Here is a 19,802-nt window from a genome sequence, read left to right as displayed (position 1 = left end):
ATAGTAATATTTTATCACAATGAAAAGAGGAAATCATGGCTAAGTACGGTTTTTTAGATATATTAGACGAGGAAATGGAGAAGAATTTTCCTTTTGACTATGAGATTAACTGGGACAAGAAGAACCACGCAGTGGAAGTGGCCTTCCTCCTTGAGGTTCAAAATCCAGGCGGGATTGAGACTGTTGATGCTGAAGGCAATGCTTCGGCTGAGGATATTTACTTTGAGGAAGCTGTGCTTTTCTATAATCCAACCAAGTCTCACTTTGAGGCAGAGGACTATCTGGCATCCCTGCCTTATGAGCCTAAAAAGGGTCTGTCACGGGAGTTTCTAGCTTATTTCGTGGATTTTCTAACCCAAACAGCTGAGTCTGGTCTTGATGCGCTCATGGACTTTTTAGCAGACCCAGAGGCAGCAGAGTTTGAGCTAGCTTGGAATGCGGAAGCTTTTGAAAATGGCAGAGCTGACTTGACTGAAACAGACTTTTATCCCTATCCGAGGTATTAGAGAATGACGGATTGTAGATTAGGAAGTATTAATGCGACATTGCTTGTGATAGATATAGAGAAATCACGTTTTTTTATGAGAGCTTATTAAAGTTAACAGTTCAACATGAATTTCATGATGGCAGACTCATATGTTATAGCTGGGGTAATTCTGATGAGGTTATTCTGAGAATCAGTCAAGTAGGGGAGGAAGAACTAGCATCCTTATCGAAACCTTTAGGAACAGGAGTAGAATTTATTTTAAATGTTGGTAGGGGTTACCAGTATGCTCCTGGTCCATTTGAAAAGCATGGTTATCCTTTTATCTGGGATGGTTGTCTTGTGTCTTATGATCCTGATGGATACAAATGGATGTTAGCAGGCTGATTCATAACCTAAATAACTAATCCAAATGTACAAAAGGAGAAGAAATGAAGAATCTATTGAGTCGAAGTTTCGAGTTTTCTGGCTGCAAGATTGCCTTGCTCTGTGATGATACGTTACTCACCATCTGACGTGATGACAAGGAAAATATCCCGTGGCCCAATATGTGGGAACTGCCAGGTGGTGGAAAGAGTGTCAGGGAAAATCTGATATAGTTTTGCTTTACAAGAATATCCTTTCAAGGGTATTCTTTTTATTTTGTCCCAAAATAATTGATTTTGTCCCAAAAATATAGTATTATTTGTGTAAGGAGGAATGAATCATGAAAAAATCAGATGTTCTTGATTTAATAAAGTATCATTATGAGGGCAGAGAGACAGAATTTAGAAATCAATCTATAGCAATTGCTCGGAACTTCAATAAACATGGTGATACTCAATTAGCACAATATATTATGGGGTTAATGTCTCAAAGTGATAGATTCATGCCACAAATAGAAAATCCTAGTGAGTATTTGACTCCTGCTAAACTAGATATTGGTCCTCTCCCATTACCTCTTTCAATTATGAATGATTTAAAAGGAATAATAAACGCTGTCAATCATCATATTGGAATAAATAAATTTTTATTTGTGGGATCTCCAGGTACTGGAAAAACTGAAAGTGTAAAGCAGGTGGCTAGACTTATTGGCAAGGAATTACTTGTAGTAGATTTCAGTCACTTAGTAGATAGTAAGCTAGGGCAAACAGTCAAAAACTTAGCAACTCTTTTTAATGAAATCAATAATCTTCCTTTCAAGCAAAATTATATCATCCTATTTGATGAAATTGATTCCATAGTGTTGGATAGGGTTAATCAGAATGATTTAAGAGAAATGGGACGAGTGACTTCTGCCTTTTTAAAGGAGTTGGATAGGCTGTCACCAGAAATTGTATTAATTGCAACAACAAATCTTTTTGAAAATCTTGATAAAGCAGTAACGAGAAGATTCGATGCCATAATTGACTTTGACCGTTATACTGATGAAGATAAAGTAGAAGTAGCTACTATTATTTTAAATGAGTTATTAAAGCAATTTAAGAATGTAGCTAGAGATTTAAAATTATTTAAAAAAATTATCAATAGTGCCAATGTAATACCGAATCCTGGTGATTTGAGAAACTCAATAAGAACGTCATTGGCATTTAGTGATCCATCAGATCCGCATGATTATCAAAAACGCCTGCTAAGAAGTTTGCATAATGGTAGAAATTTATCTATTTCTAAATTATCGAAGCTAGGTTTTACTGTTAGAGAAATTGAGATTTTGACAGGTGTTTCTAAGAGTAGTGTATCACGAGAGTTAAGCGAGGATTAAAATGAATACATTATTGACATTACGAGGTAAAAGTTTTACACCAAAGTCAGCAAAGGGGAGAGGACCGATAACGATTCCCGCAGATTCTATTGTTACGCTAAACCATTTAAATGAACTTTATACATCTCTTGAACGAGTAAAAGAATATTGGTCTAATAACACAATCATTGATGGAGTACTTGTTAGTGTGTATTATAATCGTGTCCTAGCTAAGAGCAATCGTATCGATGGTTTTTTTAATGTGGGTGGCGGAAATGCAATTCCAAATGAAACGATTGTGGGTGCAAAATTTAGTAATGATAAGAGTAGGCATATTATTACACACTACATTTCAAAGGAAGTGTTAGATAAGACAATTGAGCATACTAAAAAAGTTATAACAATATTCAAAGATTATTTTGCTAGTGCTCCCATGACGAGTATGGTGTTCTCCGACTCTTCAAAATTTAATCAAATTGATTATTCTAAGTATGGTCTGTCGAAATCAAAATTCAAACAATACTTAAGAGACGCTTGTTTTGTCAAAGGATTTGGTGTTGAACAAGCAGATATGTCTACTGTACGTAATTCTATTGTAACAATCTACGATGTAAAAACTAATCTCTTAACATTACTTAAACAACTTGATATTGATGTTTCAGAAGCTAACATCATGGACCAGACCACTGTTTTACTTGACGAAAAAAATATTGAGTTACTACTGCTAAAAGCACCTTATTTAGTATCAATGATAGTAGAAGATTTTTCTACCCTGTCACCAGAGAATTTTTATAATGATGAGAACACTTTTTATAATAATCTCCCTTTTCCAACTAATGAGCCTATTATTGGTGTCATCGATACGTTGTTTGATGATAGAGTTTATTTCAATGAGTGGGTAGAGTATCATGATTTGATTTCACCAGATATTAGCAAAGGAAGTCAAGACTATAAGCACGGTACAGCAGTCTCCTCGTTAATAGTAGATGGAGCTAGTTTGAATCCAAAACTAGATGACGGATGTGGAAGATTTAGAGTCAGACATTTTGGGATATCTTTACAGAGTGGTTTCAACTCCTTCACAATTATCAAACAGATTAGAGAGATTGTGTCTCAAAATACTGATATTAAGGTTTGGAACCTTTCGCTTGGATCAAATGATGAAATTAGGGAAAACTTTATTTCTGTAGAGGGTTCGTTGTTAGATGAGATTCAATTTGATAATGATGTAATTTTTATTATTGCAGGCACTAATGGAATAGCCCCTGATGGACAACGAAAAAAGATTGGAGCACCAGCAGATTCACTCAATTCAATTATTGTAAATTCTGTTGATTTTAGCAATCAAGTCGTTTCTTATTCACGCGAAGGAGTTGTCCTGTCTTTCTTTATCAAACCTGATGTTTCATACTATGGCGGGGGAAACGGAGACTTCATAAATGTTTGTGAACCACTAGGGCTGGCTCGAGTAGCTGGGACCAGTTTTGCGGCTCCATTTATTGCTAGAAAAATGGCTTACCTCATTCATATTATGGGATTAAGTCGTGAAGAAGCAAAGGCTTTATTAATTGATTCAGCGATACCATGGAATGATAAAAAAACATTCGCAGACATTTCTTTACTTGGATATGGGATTGTGCCAATCAAAATAGAAGATATTTTGTCTACACCTGATGATGAAATTAAATTTATAGTCTCAGATGTTTCTAGAGCATATGAAACTTATAATTATGATTTCCCAGTTCCAATTTCTAAAGAACACTATCCATATGTAGCAAAGGCAACTATGTGCTATTTCCCAAAGTGTTCTAGAAATCAAGGAGTTGACTATACTAATACGGAAATGCAACTTAGTTTGGGAGTTTTAGATAAGAAAGGCATCAAAACAATTAATAACGACAATCAATATTCTGAAAATGCACCAGGATATGTGAGAGAAAGGTCGGCACGAAATATTTTTAGGAAATGGGATAATGTCAAACATTTAGGAGAAAAATTTTCTTCTCGTAAAAAAGCTAAGCCGATTCTGAATCCTTCTAATCCTCAATGGGGAATGAGTGTAAAAACAATTGAACGGTTAAAAATTGGTGATGGTTATGGTATTCGTTTTGGAGTAGTTGTTACTCTAAAGGAGTTGAATGGTGTCAATAGAATCGAAGATTTTATTCAACAAGCCGAATTACGAGGTTGGCTTGTTAATAGGTTACAAGTTGAAGCACAAGTTGAGCTGTATAATAGCTTAAATGAAGAAATTGAATTTGAATAGTGGGTATTTTATCCTTATCCTATATATCAGGATTACAAGGGAACTTAGATATGAATATTACATATATTGTTGGCAATGGATTAGATTTACAATATGGACTAAAAACGAGATATAGAGATTTTTATGATTATCAGAATAAACTTTATTCAGATAGAAAAGCAAAAGAAGGATATTTAAACTTTATATATGAATCACTTTTTGCTGACGAAGTCAATGAATATAAAAATTGGTCAGATTTTGAGTTATCTATTGGGAATTTAACAAAAGAGAATTCAGAAATTATTGTAAGTGAAGAAACAAAGAATAAATTTATTGATGATTTTACTGACGTAATTGATGATCTAATCGCTTATTTAAAAATGGTAGAGGGGAACTTTAATATTGAAAATTATAAAATTGATTTTGAAGGGACACTAAATCGAATTAGAGCTGATTTACCTCTATCAAATCAAGAAATTATTAGCCAAAAGTACAGTGACAAACCAGTTGAAAGTGATTATGTGAAAATTCTTAGTTTAAACTATACTAGTATATTTGATAAGTTATATGAATCATCAACAGTATCATTTAATAATAATCTGCGGAATAGTGTTTATAGTTTTCATATATCAGAACCAATCCATGTGCATGGTATTTTAGATGCTTGTACAATTTTAGGTGTCAGTGACGAGTCACAAATTTCAGATGTCTTTAGTGATGAACAAAAGGGTTTTCTTGTAAAAGAGTCTATGTTGAAAGAATATAGAGAAAATATGGATGTTAGGAATAGCGAAATAATTAAAAACTCAGACATAATTATTCTTTATGGAGTGTCTATAGGTATTACTGATAAATATCTGTGGAATCAGATTGCTAAACGCTCAATTGATGATGAGGTTCCAGTAGTTGTTTATCACTATGCTCCTGATTTTGATGCTGGGAATCCGAATAGAGTGCGTCGTCTATATAGGCAAGTGGAAGATAAGTTTATAAAAAATAGTGGTATTGATTCAGAATTTGAAAAGAAGTTACGAGAAAATCTTATTCCTGTTATTGGGAAAAGTATTTTTGAACTGATAGAAAGATGAGAGATAAATAACATGGAAACTTGGCAGGAATTAACGATTGAAGTGAAGCGTGAGGCGGAGGAAGCAGCCTCGAATATTCTGATTGAGTTGGGCAGTCAGGGCGTGGCTATCGATGACAGCGCAGATTATCTGGGGCAGGTTGACCAGTACGGTGAGCTTTTTCCAGAAGTTGAGCAGAGCGAACGGGTCAAGATTACGGGCTACTATCCGGCTTCTGTAGATATAGAGGCTGTTGCAGCCCAGGCCAATGAACGACTGGCTGAGCTAGATGGCTTTGGCTTGGAGACGGGCGATATTCAGCTGACTCGGCAGGAACTGGCTGAGGAAGACTGGGCGGATAATTGGAAGAAATACTTTGAGCCGTCTCGTATCACTCATGACTTGACTATTGTGCCGTCCTGGACGGACTACGAGGCGACAGCTGGTGAGAAGATCATCAAGCTGGATCCTGGCATGGCCTTTGGGACAGGTACTCACCCGACAACCAAGATGAGCCTCTTTGCGCTGGAGCAGGTCCTGCGGGGCGGAGAAACGGTGCTGGATGTAGGCACAGGCAGCGGCGTTCTGTCCATTGCTAGCTCTCTCTTAGGCGCTAAGGACATCTACGCCTATGATTTGGACGAGGTGGCTGTGCGCGTGGCGCAGGAAAACATTGAGCTCAATCCAGGGATGGAGAACATCCATGTGGCGCCGGGGGATCTTCTCCGAGGTGTGGAAATCGAGGCAGATGTCATTGTTGCCAATATTTTGGCCGATATTCTCATCCATCTGACTGAGGATGCCTATCGTCTGGTCAAGGATGAGGGCTATCTGATTATGAGTGGGATCATTTCTGAGAAGTGGGAAATGGTGCGCGAGTCAGCAGAAGCGGCAGGATTTTTCCTGGAAACACATATGATTCAGGGCGAATGGAATGCCTGTGTTTTTAAGAAAACGAAGGACATTTCAGGCGTGATAGGTGGTTAGATGCAGCAGTATTTTATAAAAGGAAGTCCTCAGTCTCCTCTGGTGGTCAAGGATAAGGACACGGCCAAACATATGTTTTCAGTCATGCGGCTCAAAGAAGGCGACCAAGTTACACTGGTCTTTGATGATGGCGTGAAACGGCTGGCTCAGGTGTTGGATCCCAGCCAGCAGAGCTTGGAAATCTTGGAGGAGCTGGCGGACAATACCGAGCTGCCGGTTCAAGTGACCATTGCTTCAGGCTTTCCCAAGGGTGATAAATTAGAGTTTATCACTCAAAAGGTAACGGAGCTAGGAGCCAGTGCTATCTGGGCTTTCCCAGCTGACTGGTCGGTGGCCAAGTGGGATGGCAAAAAGCTAGCCAAAAAGAGCGAAAAACTGGAGAAAATTGCTCAGGGAGCAGCGGAGCAAAGCAAGCGCAATCTGATTCCGGAGGTTCGGCTCTTTGATAAAAAGGCGGATTTTCTGGTTCAGCTGGCTCAATTTGACTCCATCATCGTGGCCTATGAGGAATCGGCCAAAGAGGGAGAATCTGCAGCTCTAATCCGGGCTCTATCAGGCTTAGCAGCCGGCGCAAAAGTCCTCTTTATCTTCGGACCGGAGGGTGGTCTGTCGCCAGAGGAAATAGTAGCCTTTCGTCAAGCAGGGGCTGTCTCCGCCGGTCTAGGTCCACGTATCCTGCGGGCTGAAACTGCCCCGCTTTATGCCTTGACCGCAGTCAGTGTCATGCTTGAATTAGAAAAATGAAATCAGCGGACTTCTGCTGATTTTTCCTTGTCCGTCGCTACTATATCTCTTTTTGTGGAAAGCTGTTCTTGACATAAAAAATTTTTATGGCCAGCTTTAAAAAATACTATTGGACGGCTGAGAGGTGGAATGGTAAGATATTCTATATCAAGTTAAGGAGGGATCATCTATGTGCAGAACGATTGTTGGAGTGTCGGCTAATCTTTGTCCAGTGGATCAGGCGGGCAAAAACATTCATTCATCTGTATCTTGCAAATTTGCCGAAAGCATCAAGCTAGTCGGCGGTCTGCCCATGGTGATTCCTGTTAGGGATAAAAGTCTAGTCAAGGACTATATAGAAACCATTGATAAGCTGATCCTATCAGGCGGTCAAAATGTTCATCCGCAGTTTTATGGAGAGGAAAAGGCCATCGATAGCGATGATTACAATCTGGATCGGGATGAGTTTGAGTTGGCTCTCTTGAAGGAGGCTATTCGTCAGGATAAGCCAGTCATGGCTATTTGCCGCGGTCTGCAGTTGGTAAATGTTGCTTTTGGCGGCACGCTTAATCAGCAGATTGACAATCATTGGCAGGGGCAACCGTTTGGAACTTCGCACTCCATTCGTACAGAGAAAGGTAGCGTTGTGGAGCGGTTATTTGGTCAAGCCAGCCAGATTAATTCTGTCCATCGCCAAAGCATTAAGGACTTGGCACCGAATTTTCGCGCAACTGCCTTTGACCCAAGGGATAATACCATCGAAGCGATTGAATCGGTTGACAATCATCGCATCATCGGCCTTCAGTGGCATCCAGAGTTTTTGATCAACGAAGAAAAGGGCAATTTAGAACTATTTCAATATCTTTTGCAAGAATTATAAATTCTTAAATTATTTTTAGCTAATTTTAAGATAAGCTTTATATAATATAACCATCAAATGAAGACCTCCTAACTTTGTTTGATGAAATCCTAAAACTTTTCTTTTTCATAATAATCTCCCTATAAAAACCGCCCAATCGGCGGTTTTTTTGCTGGAAGGGCTGAGAAATCTGGATTTTCATCAATTTGATGTCTTTTATGTTATAATGAGTCACAAGTAGGCCGAGCGAATCGGTCGGTAGATGGAGGAGCAGAGATGTCAAGAGCGGAGCGAGTTATTCTAACAAATATGTGTATGGTTTACGATGGGAACCGCATTTTAGTACAAAATAAAGTAAATGATGATTGGACCGGCCTTTGCTTTCCAGGTGGTCATGTTGAACATCGTGAATCCTTTGTCAAATCAGTGATACGGGAAATCAAGGAGGAAACAGGTTTGACCATCTATGAGCCTAGGTTATGCGGTGTCAAGCAGTTTTATACTGAAAAGGATGAACGTTATGTCGTTTTTCTTTACAAGACCAATCGTTTTGAGGGAGAACTGGTCTCGTCCGACGAAGGAGAAGTGTTCTGGATTAACCGCGAAGATCTTGATCGCCACTCGCTGGCCTTGAGCTTTAAGGAAATGTATCAGGTTTTCACATCAGATTTGACGGAGCAGTTTACCTATCTGGATAATGGAGAGATCATCAGAGATCAATACTAGGGAGAACCGCCCAATTGGCGGTTTTTTTGCTTGTTTTTTGCGAATTTAGTATAATAGGAACAGCAAAAATAGAAAAGAGAAATGTATGAAAATTCGTGGATTCGAGCTGGTCTCCAGCTTTCCAAATGAAGATTTGCTGCCCAAGAGAGAGACGGCTCACGCAGCTGGCTATGATTTGAAAGTGGCGGAGCGCACCCTCATTGCGCCGGGGGAGATTAAGCTGGTTCCGACGGGTGTCAAGGCCTATATGCAGCCGGGAGAGGTGCTTTATCTCTATGACCGTTCGTCCAATCCTCGTAAAAAAGGCTTGGTCTTGATTAACTCCGTTGGGGTCATTGACGGTGATTACTATGGCAATCCTGGAAATGAAGGGCATATCTTTGCTCAGATGCAAAATATCACAGACCAAGAGGTTGTACTGGAAGTGGGTGACCGCATTGTGCAAGCTGTTTTCGCACCATTTTTGATTGCGGATGGAGATGAGGCCGATGGCGTGCGAACAGGTGGCTTTGGATCGACGGGGCATTAAGATGAAGGTCATCTTTGTGCGCCACGGTGAGCCCGATTACAGTGAGTTAGAAGAACGCTCTTATACTGACTTTGGTCTAGATTTGGCGCCCTTGTCCGAGCAGGGCAGACGGCAAGCTCAGGCACTTTGTCAGCATCCTTTGCTGCGTTCAGCTGACTTGCTGGTGTCTTCTGCAGTGACGCGGGCTTTAGAAACGGCATCCTATGTGGCTTGTGCTACTGGACTTCCTCTGAGAGTAGAGCCTTTACTACACGAATGGCAGGTCTATGAAAGGGGAAGAGAGAACTTTGAAAAAGCTCGAAGTCTGTTTTTAGAAAGTAATGGAGAGCTACTTCCCAATAGCCCTCTTCAGTATGAGACGGCTGAGGAGATGAAGGCTCGTTTTGTAGACTGTATGGCAAAGTATCGAGACTACCAGACAGTAGCTCTTGTAGCTCATCGTATGCTGATCCGTCAGTTTGTGCCAAATGAAACCATTGATTTTTGCCAAGTGATTGAATGTGAGATAGAGATATAGAAAGAGGTTTATCATCGCTAAGAAAAAGACGACCTTTGTCTGTCAAAATTGTGAATACCATTCGCCTAAGTACCTAGGGCGCTGTCCTAACTGCGGCTCCTGGTCTTCTTTTGTTGAGGAGGTAGAGGCTGCTGAGGTCAAGCATGCCCGTGTTTCCTTGACAGGCGAAAAGACTCGGCCTATGAAGCTGGCTGAGGTTACTTCGATTGATATTAACCGGACCAAGACAGAAATGGACGAGTTCAATCGTGTGCTGGGTGGTGGCGTAGTGCCTGGCAGTCTGGTTCTGATTGGCGGGGATCCTGGTATCGGGAAGTCCACCCTACTTCTACAAGTATCCACCCAGCTTTCTCATCAGGGCACCGTCCTTTATGTCAGCGGGGAGGAATCAGCTGAGCAGATTAAGCTGCGGGCGGAGCGTCTCGGTGATATTGACAGTGAATTTTATCTCTACGCCGAGACTAATATGCAAAACATCCGCACGGAGATTGAGAAAATTAAGCCAGATTTTCTGATTATCGACTCTATTCAGACGGTGATGTCACCAGAAATTTCCAGTGTTCAAGGTTCTGTCTCTCAGGTTCGCGAGGTGACAGCTGAGCTCATGCAGCTGGCTAAGACCAATAATATCGCGACCTTTATCGTTGGTCACATGACCAAGGAAGGAACCTTAGCTGGCCCCCGAACGCTAGAGCACATGGTGGACACCGTGCTTTATTTTGAGGGCGAACGCCAGCACACTTTCCGTATCTTGAGAGCAGTCAAGAACCGCTTTGGTTCGACCAATGAAATCGGCATTTTTGAAATGCAGTCTGGTGGGCTAGTTGAGGTTATCAATCCCAGTGAAGTCTTTCTAGAAGAGCGGCTGGACGGTGCGACAGGCTCATCCATCGTTGTGACCATGGAAGGAACGCGGCCGATTTTAGCAGAGGTACAGGCTTTGGTGACACCGACCATGTTCGGCAATGCCAAGCGAACCACGACTGGACTGGACTTTAACCGAGCCAGCCTCATCATGGCAGTTCTGGAAAAGAGGGCAGGACTCCTCCTGCAAAATCAAGATGCCTACCTCAAGTCAGCTGGCGGCGTCAAGCTAGATGAGCCAGCGATTGATTTGGCAGTAGCAGTAGCCATTGCTTCCAGCTACAAGGATCTGCCTACAAATCCTCAAGAATGCTTTATCGGCGAAATTGGCCTGACTGGTGAAATTCGTCGGGTTAATCGCATCGAGCAGCGCATTAACGAAGCAGCAAAACTGGGCTTCACCAAGATTTATGCTCCCAAAAACTCTCTGAACGGGCTCAAGGTTCCAAACAATATCCAAGTCATCGGTGTGACAACAATTGGAGAAGTCTTGAAAAAAGTCTTTGCTTGATGATTTCTTTGTTTTAGATTGCAAAAATATTTTATTATTGCTATAATTTTCTTAAAAAACAAGGAGGGAACTCTTATGCAATTTTCCATGGATAGCAACATGCAATTTCCACTCGTTGACCTCTACCTCAATCAAGGAGAGACAGTCTTTATCCAGCGTGGCAGTATGGTCTATCACACCCCTAATGTGACCTTGAACACTCAGCTCAATGCTAACGGTTCAGGTTTGGGCCGCTTTGTCAAGGCAGTCGGCCGTTCCATGGTGTCGGGTGAAAGTACCTTCATCACTCAAGCTGTCGCCCAGTCTGACAATGGTTTCCTAGCTTTAGCACCAGAAGTTCCCGGCCAAGTTATCCCTCTTTATCTGGGAGAAAAGCAGTACCGGCTCAATGACGGTGCCTTTCTGGCTCTGGATGGTACAGCTTACTATACCATGGAGCGCCAGTCTGTTGGCAAGGCGATATTTGGCGGTCAAGGCGGTCTCTTCGTCATGACGACTCAGGGGCAAGGCACACTTTTGGCCAATGCATATGGATCGATTAGGAAAATTGAACTAAATAACCAAGAAGTAACCATTGACAATGCCCATGTCGTAGCTTGGAGCCAGTCCTTGGATTATAATATCCATCTGGAAAATGGTTTCTGGCAGTCTATCGGAACGGGAGAGGGAGTTGTGAACACCTTCCGAGGAACTGGGGAAATCTATGTTCAAAGTCTCAATCTTCAAAGCTTTGCAGGCTCACTCAGTCGCTATATCGCAAAAGGATCATAAAAAGGTGCGGATGAATTTCCGCACCTTTTTTAAATTTTTCTTTCATTTTTTCATAAAAGACGGACATTTTTGTTTTATAGGGAGTTAAAAACTGACAAAATACCTAAAAGATGATAAGATGGTAGGAAATAATTTGCCCATCAAATAAATTCTAGTAAGGGGAAAGAATGTCCTATTTTGAAAATTTTATGAAGGCCAATCAAGCCTATGTGGACCTGCATGGAACCTCCCACCTGCCGATTAAGCCCAAGACCAAGGTGGCAATCGTGACCTGCATGGACTCAAGACTCCACGTGGCTCAGGCTCTGGGCTTGGCGCTGGGAGATGCTCATATCTTGCGCAATGCTGGCGGTCGGGTGACGGAGGACATGATTCGCTCGCTGGTCATCTCTCAGCAGCAGATGGGTACGCGGGAAATTGTAGTCTTGCACCATACGGATTGTGGCGCACAGACTTTCAAAAATGAAGAATTTACTGCTTTTCTCAATCAAGAACTGGGCGTTGATGTCGGCGGTCAGGATTTTCTTCCATTTACAGATGTGGAGGAAAGTGTGCGGGAAGACGTAGCGCTTCTCCGCCAATCACCCCTGATCCCAGCCGATGTAGAAATCTCGGGAGCAGTGTATGACGTGGATACAGGGCGGATGACCATCGTTCAGTGACTATTAGGAAGCCAGTTTGTTTGTCGGTATTTCGGCATTGAAATTGGCTGCTTTTTTATGTTAAAATAGAATACGATTTTAATTTAGTTAGGACAATAAGATGATTCTTTCCATTATTTCACAAGGTCTGGTCTGGGCCATTTTAGGTCTGGGGATTTTCATGACTTTTCGGATTTTGAATTTTCCAGATATGACGACGGAAGGTTCCTTTCCTCTAGGTGGGGCGGTAGCTGTCACCTTGATTACCAAAGGGGTGAACCCTTTTTTGGCAACGGCAGCTGCGGTACTGGCAGGCTGTCTGGCAGGTTTGGCGACAGGCCTTCTCTATACCAAGGGCAAGATTCCGACCCTGCTATCAGGGATTTTGGTCATGACCTCTTGCCATTCCATTATGCTTATGATCATGGGGCGGGCTAATCTAGGTCTGCTGGGAACTCGGCAGATTCAGGACTTTTTGCCCTTCTCTGGAGAAATAAACAATCTCCTGACAGGCTTGATTTTTGTCAGTCTGGTCATTGCAGCCCTGCTCTTTTTCCTAGATACCAAGCTAGGGCAGGCCTATATCGCGACTGGAGACAATCCTGATATGGCACGTAGTTTCGGTATCAATACTGGACGCATGGAATTGATGGGCATGATTTTGTCTAATGGCGTTATTGCCTTGTCTGGTGCTCTGATTGCCCAGCAGGAAGGCTATGCAGATGTATCCCGCGGGATTGGGGTTATCGTCGTCGGCTTGGCGAGTCTGATTATCGGGGAAGTTCTCTTTAAGAGCCTGACCTTGGCTGAGCGCCTGATTACTATTGTAGTTGGTGCTATTGCCTATCAGTTTCTGATTTGGGGTGTCATCGCTCTTGGTTTCAACACCAGCTATCTCCGCCTCTATAGTGCGGTTATCTTAGCGGTCTGCCTCATGATTCCGACCTTGAAAAATAAATTCTTTAAAGGAGCTAAGTTAAGCAAATGACAGCGATTGTAGAATTAAAAAATGCCAGCAAGCGGGTCAATAACGGCTTTGATGAAGAAAAGGTCATCCTAAACGATGTGTCGCTGGAGATTCATGAGCATGATTTTATCACGATTTTGGGTGGCAATGGAGCAGGGAAGTCAACTCTTTTTAATGTCATTGCCGGGACGCTCTCTCTGAGCAGCGGCAGCATTTACATCCTGGGCGAAAATGTAACCAACTTTTCTCCTGAAAAGAGAGCCAAATATCTGTCGCGGGTCTTTCAAGATCCCAAGATGGGAACGGCCCCTCGGATGACAGTGGCGGAAAACCTGCTGATTGCCAAGGTTCGTGGTGAATCGCGCGGTCTAGTCCCTCGTCGGTTGAATAGCTATCGGCAGGAGTTTCAGGAGACTATTGATAAAATTGGCAATGGTCTGGAAAAACACTTGGATACGCCGATTGAGTTTCTATCAGGTGGTCAGAGACAGGCTTTGAGTCTGCTGATGGCGACGCTTAAACGTCCAGAGCTACTTCTCTTGGACGAGCATACGGCAGCGCTTGATCCTAAGACAAGTGTAGCTCTTATGGAGCTAACTGACGACTTTGTCCGCAGAGACCAGCTGACGGCTCTCATGATTACCCACCAAATGGAGGATGCCCTCAAATACGGCAACCGACTGATTGTCATGAAGGAAGGTCAGATAATCCAAGACCTCAAGCAGGAAGAAAAAGCCAAGATGACCATAGCGGACTATTATGGCTTGTTTGAGTAAAGTTGACCAGTTTCTTGTAAGGCTGACAAAGGGAATAAGCAGTGAATAGTTATTAAACGGATATAGTTCTGTTTTCCACAGGACTGTATCTTTTTAACATTTTCTCAAACAAATCAAGAAAAACCGCTAGATTGCGGTTTTTTATCTTGTGAAAATCTGACTCACTCATCTATTTGAATAAACATCATGGCGTTAAGTAAGGATATTAACTCAACCGTATTAACGTTGTTGGAATAAATCAGCTTCTTGTTTTCAATCGGTGGGATAATGAAATTAGAAATGATGATGTCATAGGGTGATTCTTTTAAAGAATCGATGGATAATTCTAATTCGTTCCAAACTTCCAGTTCAAAATTGTTGCTACAATAATATGAAAGGGTTTCTGCTATGGATTTTGTATGATGTTGATCAAAACTACTCATCACTAGCACCTTTAATTTAGGTTGATTTTGCAACAGATTCAAAACCAAATGCTTACTGTGAGTTATAAAGGTATAGGATAAATGATTGACATGCATTTGGTTACTATGGATACCCAAGGTTTCAAGATAATTTAAGATTCCCTCTTTTACTTCTGAAACAAATTGAGGGAAAATATTTTGAAAGTTTCGGATTGTATTGCCCTTTTGATCAAACAAAATATACTCTGTTGATAATTCCCGCCGATGCAGTTGTGCGGTATTATGTAGATGCCAAATCAGATTGTCCTTGTTATCTATTTTAAAATTGTATGTGGATGATATCTGGTCAATGAAATCACTTAATAAATGATAGGACTTTTCCACATACCTATCAGACTTTACGTAGTCCATAAATAGTGTTTCATCAATGAAAAACATTTTTTGGAAGTAGGAAACAAATAATTGACCGATTACTTCTTTAGTCAAAGAAATACCGTAATCTGTAGCAAATCTATCTACTACTTCGTCTATCCCTTCAGCCTGCATAAAAGATTCCATCAATTGTTCATTGAAAGAATCATTCTCAACTTCCAAGAAATGTCCAAACTGTATTCTATAGAGATTCGTAACGAGCAGCAACTTTAACATCCTATGAGTAGATACATTGATAGGGAAGCTAGTCTCTTTATAAACAATCTCTAACAACTGACACAAAGGCTCTTTGGGAAAATCTGTAAAGGGCCATTCCAGGAAATAATATTTTTCCGAAAAATATTGTGCAAAAAAGTAACGGATATCAATCTCATTCCCAACGATTCGAACAGGGGTCAGACTAACTTTAAAATCATATTGTTTTTTTAGAGTTTTATTGATGTGACTGATGATACGATAGAGCGAGGAAGAACTAATATAGAACTCGTTATAAATATCCTCAGCTTGACACCCTTCGTTAAAGAATATGAACTCTAAAATGGAAAAATGACTTGAGTGCTTGAAAAAATAATGATAGACCATCTCAATATCACTGTCATCCGTATTCATGATACGAATACCACTATTAGAAGAGTGAAAGATCAAGTCAGGAAAAGAGGACTTGACATAAGATAGGTCATCTTTTACCAACCGTTCTGAGCAGTTCAATCGTTCGGCTAGTTCAGAAATATAAAACCGACGTTTAGTTTTAAAGAGTAATTCTAACAATTCTAATTGCCTGAGGCTTTTTTTAGATAATAATTCTCTCATAATATTTTTTCTTTCTTATTATAGTTCCTATATTGTTTCTTTATTATACAATTATATCATGTTATGAGTGATTATACTTATTCAATAGTATTTTTAAAAAAAGAAAAAAGGCGATACGCTTTTAAATAAACAATGAAAGCGTTCTATTATTTTTGCGTACCCATAATACATAAACTTGGGAACAATTCCAAGCTGAATTATTATGTTTTTTTGATGAAAAATTATATAATTATATTAATCAAAAATAATATTAAATAATTTTGATTTAGAAAGGAGCATCACTATGTTGTGGTCAATTATTATCGGTGGGCTTATTGGTCTGGTTGCTGGATCAATAACAAAAAAAGGCGGTTCTATGGGAATTGTCGCCAACGTTGTTGCAGGTTTAGTTGGTTCAGCTGTTGGTCAGTCTCTTTTAGGAACTTGGGGGCCTAGTTTGGCTGGCATGGCTTTGATTCCTTCTATCATTGGTGCGGTTATTGTAGTTGCAGTTGTATCGTTTTTTGTAGGTAAAAAGGCATAAGAATTCTTTTTATATACAATTATATACAATTTTATTTGAATTATGAAAGGATTCAATATGTCAAAATCAAGAAAAATACTTTTTCTTATTATCTGTATTTTAATCTTGACTATTTTGATTCCTGTTTTGCTAGATTTTCATAAAGTTAGCGGTTTAGGTCTTCAGTTATTTACCTGGAAGAATATTCCTTTTGTAGGATACTTTCTTTCTAGATACGTCTTCTGGGGAACATTGGTTTTATCAAGCTTAATATTGCTATTGATGTTGGTCATACTTTTTTATCCTAAGAGACGTTTGGAAATTCAGTTAGCTGATGCGGATGGGAAACTGATGCTGAAAAATTCAGCGATTGAGGGATTTGTTCGTAGTCTGGTGACAGACCATGACTTTATTAAAGATCCTACAGTTTCCGTAAATAGTCGGAAAAATAAATGTATGGTTTCTGTTAAAGGAGCGATTGTTCCTTCAGAAAATATCATCAAGAGAAGTCAGTTGATTCAGGATGAAATTGCTACTGGATTAACAGAATTCTTCGGTCTCAATCATGATGTCAAGCTTCAAATATCTGTATCAGATTTCAAACCAAAATCGCAGGCTGAAAAAAATACTAGTCGTGTAAAGTAAGGAAGTACCAAAATGGAATGGTTTAAAAAATATCAATATCTAATCCTATCTGGATTAGCGGGCGGTGTTCTAGCCTGCTTTATCCTATCCTTTGGCTTCTTTAAGACGCTATTTGTCTTGATTTGCGCTGCCATAGGAGCAGGAATCGGATATTATATACAACAAAAAAATATATTAAATAAATAATAAGGAGTTTCTTATGTCAAATACAAATAAAGATTTCAAAGATGTTGCTAAAAAGGAAGTTGCGCAAGCAACTCATGAAGTAAAAGGTGAATTGACTTACGAAGATAAGGTCATTAAAAAAATCATTGGTCTCTCTTTAGAGAAAGTTTCAGGTTTGCTAGCTGTTGATGGTGGCTTCTTCTCTAACTTAGCAGATAAATTGATTAACACTGATAACGTAACGAATGGTGTTAATGTTGAAGTTGGTAAAGAACAAGTGGCTGTTGACTTGAACGTAGTAGTGGAATATCAAAAGAATGTTCCTGCCTTGTACAAGGAAATTAAAGATGTTGTTGTGGCGGAAATTTCAAAGATGACTGATTTGGAAGTTGTTGAAGTTAATGTCAATGTTGTTGATATTAAGACCAAAGAACAACATGAAGCTGACTCAGTTAGCCTTCAAGATCGAGTAACAGATGTTGCTGAATCAACAGGCGAATTCGCTTCAGAGCAATTTGAAAAAGCAAAATCTGGTCTTAGCGGTGGTTTTTCAGCCGTTCAAGAAAAAGTTGGTGAAGGTGTAGAAGCTGTTAAAGATGCTGCTTCATCAAATGAAAAAGCTCGCGTACATTAATTTAAAACAAAAAGAAATAAAGGAGGACATAGTTATGTCAACAGAAGAAAAATTCAACCAAGCTAAAGGCGCTGTCAAAGAAGGTGTTGGGAAAGTAATCGGTGACGAAAAACTTGAAAAAGAAGGAGCAGCTGAAAAAGTTGTTTCTAAAGTCAAAGAAGTTGCTGAAGATGCAAAAGATGCAGTTGAAGGCGCTATTGAAGGTGTAAAAAACATGCTTCATAAAGACGATGATAAATAAGCCTAGGCTAATATATAGTAGGGGCTAGAAATCATCTACAGTTTAAAGGAGACCTCTTTTAGGGTCTCTTTTACTTTTATATTCATTCTTTTTAGTTAAAATATTTTCAATCTACACGGTGTAAACGCTTGCAATCTTTTGCTAGAAGGAGTATAATATAAGTAAAGATAGGGAAAGGAAAAACTAAATTTCGCATTCGATTTGCTTTGCTGATATATTTATTTGTAACATATACGTCGTTGCTTTACTGGACTATTGGTTAAATCGTTGGGTAGGCCTGCTTAGCCTATCTGATTATGACAGTGGGATAGAAAGTAGAAGCTTTTTAGATGGTTTTCAGACTTCGAGATGTTAACCGATAGTTGCTTTGTGATTAATATTTCTAATGCTAAGATAAAAGAAAATCATTAGCGCTTAAAGGAATTAAAAATTTAATAAATGAAATAATCAACAATCAATTGTTAGTCAGTTCCGAATAGGATAAACTGATTGCTCCCATATCAGCAAGGTAAGTCAGACCTCTAGCCGAGTCAAGCTAGAGGTCATTTTGATAGATTCGGGCAGTTGTTAGTGGAGTTTGGACTTCAGCTAGTAGAGACTAAGAAAGCAGCTTTTAAAAAGCGATGAGGTAGGGATTGAGCGCTTGCTGGAGAAGAAAATTTCCCCACAGCTCTTTTGGCTTTTCTTCGTCTATCTATCTGAAAGGTGATATAATATAGTTAGCAAAATACAAGGAGAGATGCAATGAAATCAGCAGTTTATCTCAAGGCTGGTCAAGTTGGACTAGTAGAAATGGATCATCCGCAAATTCTAGACCCAGATGATGCCATTATCCGCATTGTTCGTACCTGTGTCTGTGGCTCTGACCTGTGGAGTTATCGAAATGAGCAGGTGAAGCCTGGGCGCATGAACAGTGGTCACGAGGCAATCGGTATTGTCGAGGAAGTCGGTGATGCAGTAACGACTGTGAAAGCAGGCGATTTTGTCATTGCTCCATTTACCCATGGATGCGGGGACTGCGATGCTTGCCGAGCAGGATATGATGGGACTTGTGACCGGCATATTGGCAATAACTGGTCAGATGGTGTGCAAGCGGAATATATGCGCTTCGAGTATGCCAACTGGGCTTTGGTGAAGATTCCGGGTCAGCCATCAGATTATTCAGAGGGGATGCTTAAGTCCTTCTTGGCGCTGGCTGATGTTATGCCGACAGGCTACCATGCGGCGCGTGTGGCAGATGTTAAACCAGGCGACAAAATAGTTGTCATCGGGGATGGCGCTGTTGGACAATGTGCTGTTATCGCGGCTAAGATGCGGGGAGCTTCCCAAATTGTGCTCATGAGTCGGCACGAAGACCGACAAAAGATGGCGCTTGAATCAGGAGCGACAGCTGTCGTTGCAGAGCGTGGTGAAGAAGGCATTGCCAAGGTGCGCGAACTCCTTGGTGGCGGAGCCGACGCTGCGCTTGAATGTGTCGGAACAGAAGCGGCTGTCGACCAAGCCCTTGGTGTTCTCCATAATGGTGGTCGGTTAGGTTTTGTTGGTGTTCCTCATTGCGAAAAGCATCCGATTGGTTCCACCTTTG

Annotated in this window: 22 protein-coding genes and 1 pseudogene; 22 read left to right on the top strand and 1 reads right to left on the bottom strand. The window is 40.5% G+C overall.

Annotation, left to right across the window (positions count from 1 at the left end; translation table 11 throughout):
* Positions 1–35 precede the first annotated feature (35 nt).
* The 16 genes and pseudogenes from Q0191_RS03165 (at position 36) to Q0191_RS03090 (ending at position 14,387) form a co-directional block, all read left to right on the top strand.
* A complete protein-coding gene (locus Q0191_RS03165; protein ID WP_297663760.1) occupies positions 36–506 on the top strand; it encodes a DUF3013 family protein in 471 nt (156 codons plus the stop codon).
* A gap of 409 nt (positions 507–915) precedes the next feature.
* A pseudogene (locus Q0191_RS03160) lies at positions 916–1,059 on the top strand (DNA mismatch repair protein MutT); the annotation flags it as partial.
* Between the two features lie 131 nt (positions 1,060–1,190).
* On the top strand, positions 1,191–2,225 hold the full coding sequence (locus Q0191_RS03155; RefSeq protein WP_288931362.1) for an ATP-binding protein: 1,035 nt from the start codon (positions 1,191–1,193) through the stop codon (positions 2,223–2,225).
* A 1-nt stretch (position 2,226) separates the two neighbouring features.
* On the top strand, positions 2,227–4,470 hold the full coding sequence (locus Q0191_RS03150; RefSeq protein WP_288931360.1) for a S8 family peptidase: 2,244 nt from the start codon (positions 2,227–2,229) through the stop codon (positions 4,468–4,470).
* Between the two features lie 50 nt (positions 4,471–4,520).
* The gene (locus tag Q0191_RS03145; RefSeq protein ID WP_297663755.1) at positions 4,521–5,537 is read left to right on the top strand and encodes an AbiH family protein; all 1,017 of its coding nucleotides are present in this window, start codon (positions 4,521–4,523) and stop codon (positions 5,535–5,537) included.
* A 12-nt stretch (positions 5,538–5,549) separates the two neighbouring features.
* Positions 5,550–6,503 carry a 50S ribosomal protein L11 methyltransferase gene (prmA, locus tag Q0191_RS03140; RefSeq protein WP_297663753.1) on the top strand — a complete coding sequence of 318 codons (954 nt, stop codon included), beginning with the start codon at positions 5,550–5,552 and terminating at the stop codon, positions 6,501–6,503.
* Positions 6,504–7,247, top strand: coding sequence for a 16S rRNA (uracil(1498)-N(3))-methyltransferase (locus Q0191_RS03135; RefSeq protein WP_297663751.1), 744 nt, complete (start codon positions 6,504–6,506; stop codon positions 7,245–7,247).
* Positions 7,248–7,416: 169 nt separating this feature from the next.
* Positions 7,417–8,106, top strand: coding sequence for a gamma-glutamyl-gamma-aminobutyrate hydrolase family protein (locus tag Q0191_RS03130; RefSeq protein ID WP_297663749.1), 690 nt, complete (start codon positions 7,417–7,419; stop codon positions 8,104–8,106).
* Between the two features lie 255 nt (positions 8,107–8,361).
* A complete protein-coding gene (locus Q0191_RS03125) occupies positions 8,362–8,811 on the top strand; it encodes an 8-oxo-dGTP diphosphatase (protein WP_297663747.1) in 450 nt (149 codons plus the stop codon).
* Between the two features lie 85 nt (positions 8,812–8,896).
* Entirely contained in the window at positions 8,897–9,340 is a 444-nt protein-coding gene (locus tag Q0191_RS03120) for a dUTP diphosphatase (RefSeq protein WP_297663746.1), read from the top strand.
* The gene (locus Q0191_RS03115) at positions 9,300–9,857 is read left to right on the top strand and encodes a histidine phosphatase family protein (protein WP_297663744.1); all 558 of its coding nucleotides are present in this window, start codon (positions 9,300–9,302) and stop codon (positions 9,855–9,857) included. Before Q0191_RS03120 ends, Q0191_RS03115 begins: the two co-directional genes overlap by 41 nt.
* A gap of 10 nt (positions 9,858–9,867) precedes the next feature.
* On the top strand, positions 9,868–11,232 hold the full coding sequence (gene radA / locus Q0191_RS03110; protein ID WP_297663762.1) for a DNA repair protein RadA: 1,365 nt from the start codon (positions 9,868–9,870) through the stop codon (positions 11,230–11,232).
* Positions 11,233–11,307: 75 nt separating this feature from the next.
* The gene (locus Q0191_RS03105) at positions 11,308–12,003 is read left to right on the top strand and encodes a TIGR00266 family protein (RefSeq protein WP_005591607.1); all 696 of its coding nucleotides are present in this window, start codon (positions 11,308–11,310) and stop codon (positions 12,001–12,003) included.
* A 167-nt stretch (positions 12,004–12,170) separates the two neighbouring features.
* Positions 12,171–12,665 (top strand): carbonic anhydrase, encoded by a 495-nt coding sequence (locus Q0191_RS03100; protein WP_297663742.1) that lies wholly within the window; start codon positions 12,171–12,173, stop codon positions 12,663–12,665.
* Positions 12,666–12,765: 100 nt separating this feature from the next.
* Positions 12,766–13,632: an ABC transporter permease gene (locus tag Q0191_RS03095; protein ID WP_037616592.1), complete on the top strand. Its 867-nt coding sequence runs from the start codon at positions 12,766–12,768 to the stop codon at positions 13,630–13,632.
* Positions 13,629–14,387 carry an ABC transporter ATP-binding protein gene (locus tag Q0191_RS03090; protein ID WP_297663738.1) on the top strand — a complete coding sequence of 253 codons (759 nt, stop codon included), beginning with the start codon at positions 13,629–13,631 and terminating at the stop codon, positions 14,385–14,387. The genes Q0191_RS03095 and Q0191_RS03090 overlap by 4 nt, the downstream gene beginning before the upstream one ends.
* Positions 14,388–14,548: 161 nt before the next feature.
* Here the strand turns inward: Q0191_RS03090 and Q0191_RS03085 are convergent, their stop codons facing one another.
* A complete protein-coding gene (locus Q0191_RS03085; protein WP_297663736.1) occupies positions 14,549–16,030 on the bottom strand; it encodes a M protein trans-acting positive regulator PRD domain-containing protein in 1,482 nt (493 codons plus the stop codon).
* A 283-nt stretch (positions 16,031–16,313) separates the two neighbouring features.
* On the opposite strand from Q0191_RS03085, the gene Q0191_RS03080 reads away from it, so the two are divergent.
* The 6 genes from Q0191_RS03080 to Q0191_RS03055 form a co-directional block, all read left to right on the top strand.
* Positions 16,314–16,553: a GlsB/YeaQ/YmgE family stress response membrane protein gene (locus Q0191_RS03080; protein WP_015605856.1), complete on the top strand. Its 240-nt coding sequence runs from the start codon at positions 16,314–16,316 to the stop codon at positions 16,551–16,553.
* A gap of 57 nt (positions 16,554–16,610) precedes the next feature.
* Positions 16,611–17,177 carry an alkaline shock response membrane anchor protein AmaP gene (gene amaP, locus Q0191_RS03075; RefSeq protein WP_297663733.1) on the top strand — a complete coding sequence of 189 codons (567 nt, stop codon included), beginning with the start codon at positions 16,611–16,613 and terminating at the stop codon, positions 17,175–17,177.
* Between the two features lie 12 nt (positions 17,178–17,189).
* The gene (locus Q0191_RS03070; protein ID WP_005591614.1) at positions 17,190–17,363 is read left to right on the top strand and encodes a DUF2273 domain-containing protein; all 174 of its coding nucleotides are present in this window, start codon (positions 17,190–17,192) and stop codon (positions 17,361–17,363) included.
* 13 nt (positions 17,364–17,376) lie between these two features.
* On the top strand, positions 17,377–17,976 hold the full coding sequence (locus Q0191_RS03065; RefSeq protein ID WP_297663728.1) for an Asp23/Gls24 family envelope stress response protein: 600 nt from the start codon (positions 17,377–17,379) through the stop codon (positions 17,974–17,976).
* Positions 17,977–18,010: 34 nt separating this feature from the next.
* The gene (locus Q0191_RS03060; protein WP_015605852.1) at positions 18,011–18,217 is read left to right on the top strand and encodes a CsbD family protein; all 207 of its coding nucleotides are present in this window, start codon (positions 18,011–18,013) and stop codon (positions 18,215–18,217) included.
* A 744-nt stretch (positions 18,218–18,961) separates the two neighbouring features.
* Positions 18,962–19,802, top strand: an 841-nt coding sequence (locus tag Q0191_RS03055) for an alcohol dehydrogenase catalytic domain-containing protein (protein WP_297663725.1), incomplete at its 3' end; no start/stop codon positions are given.

This window comes from uncultured Streptococcus sp. (genome assembly GCF_938036805.1).
Taxonomy (GTDB): Bacteria; Bacillota; Bacilli; order Lactobacillales; family Streptococcaceae; genus Streptococcus.
The sequence above is the reverse complement of the archived record's forward strand: the minus strand, read 5'-3'. Positions and strand labels throughout refer to the sequence as shown.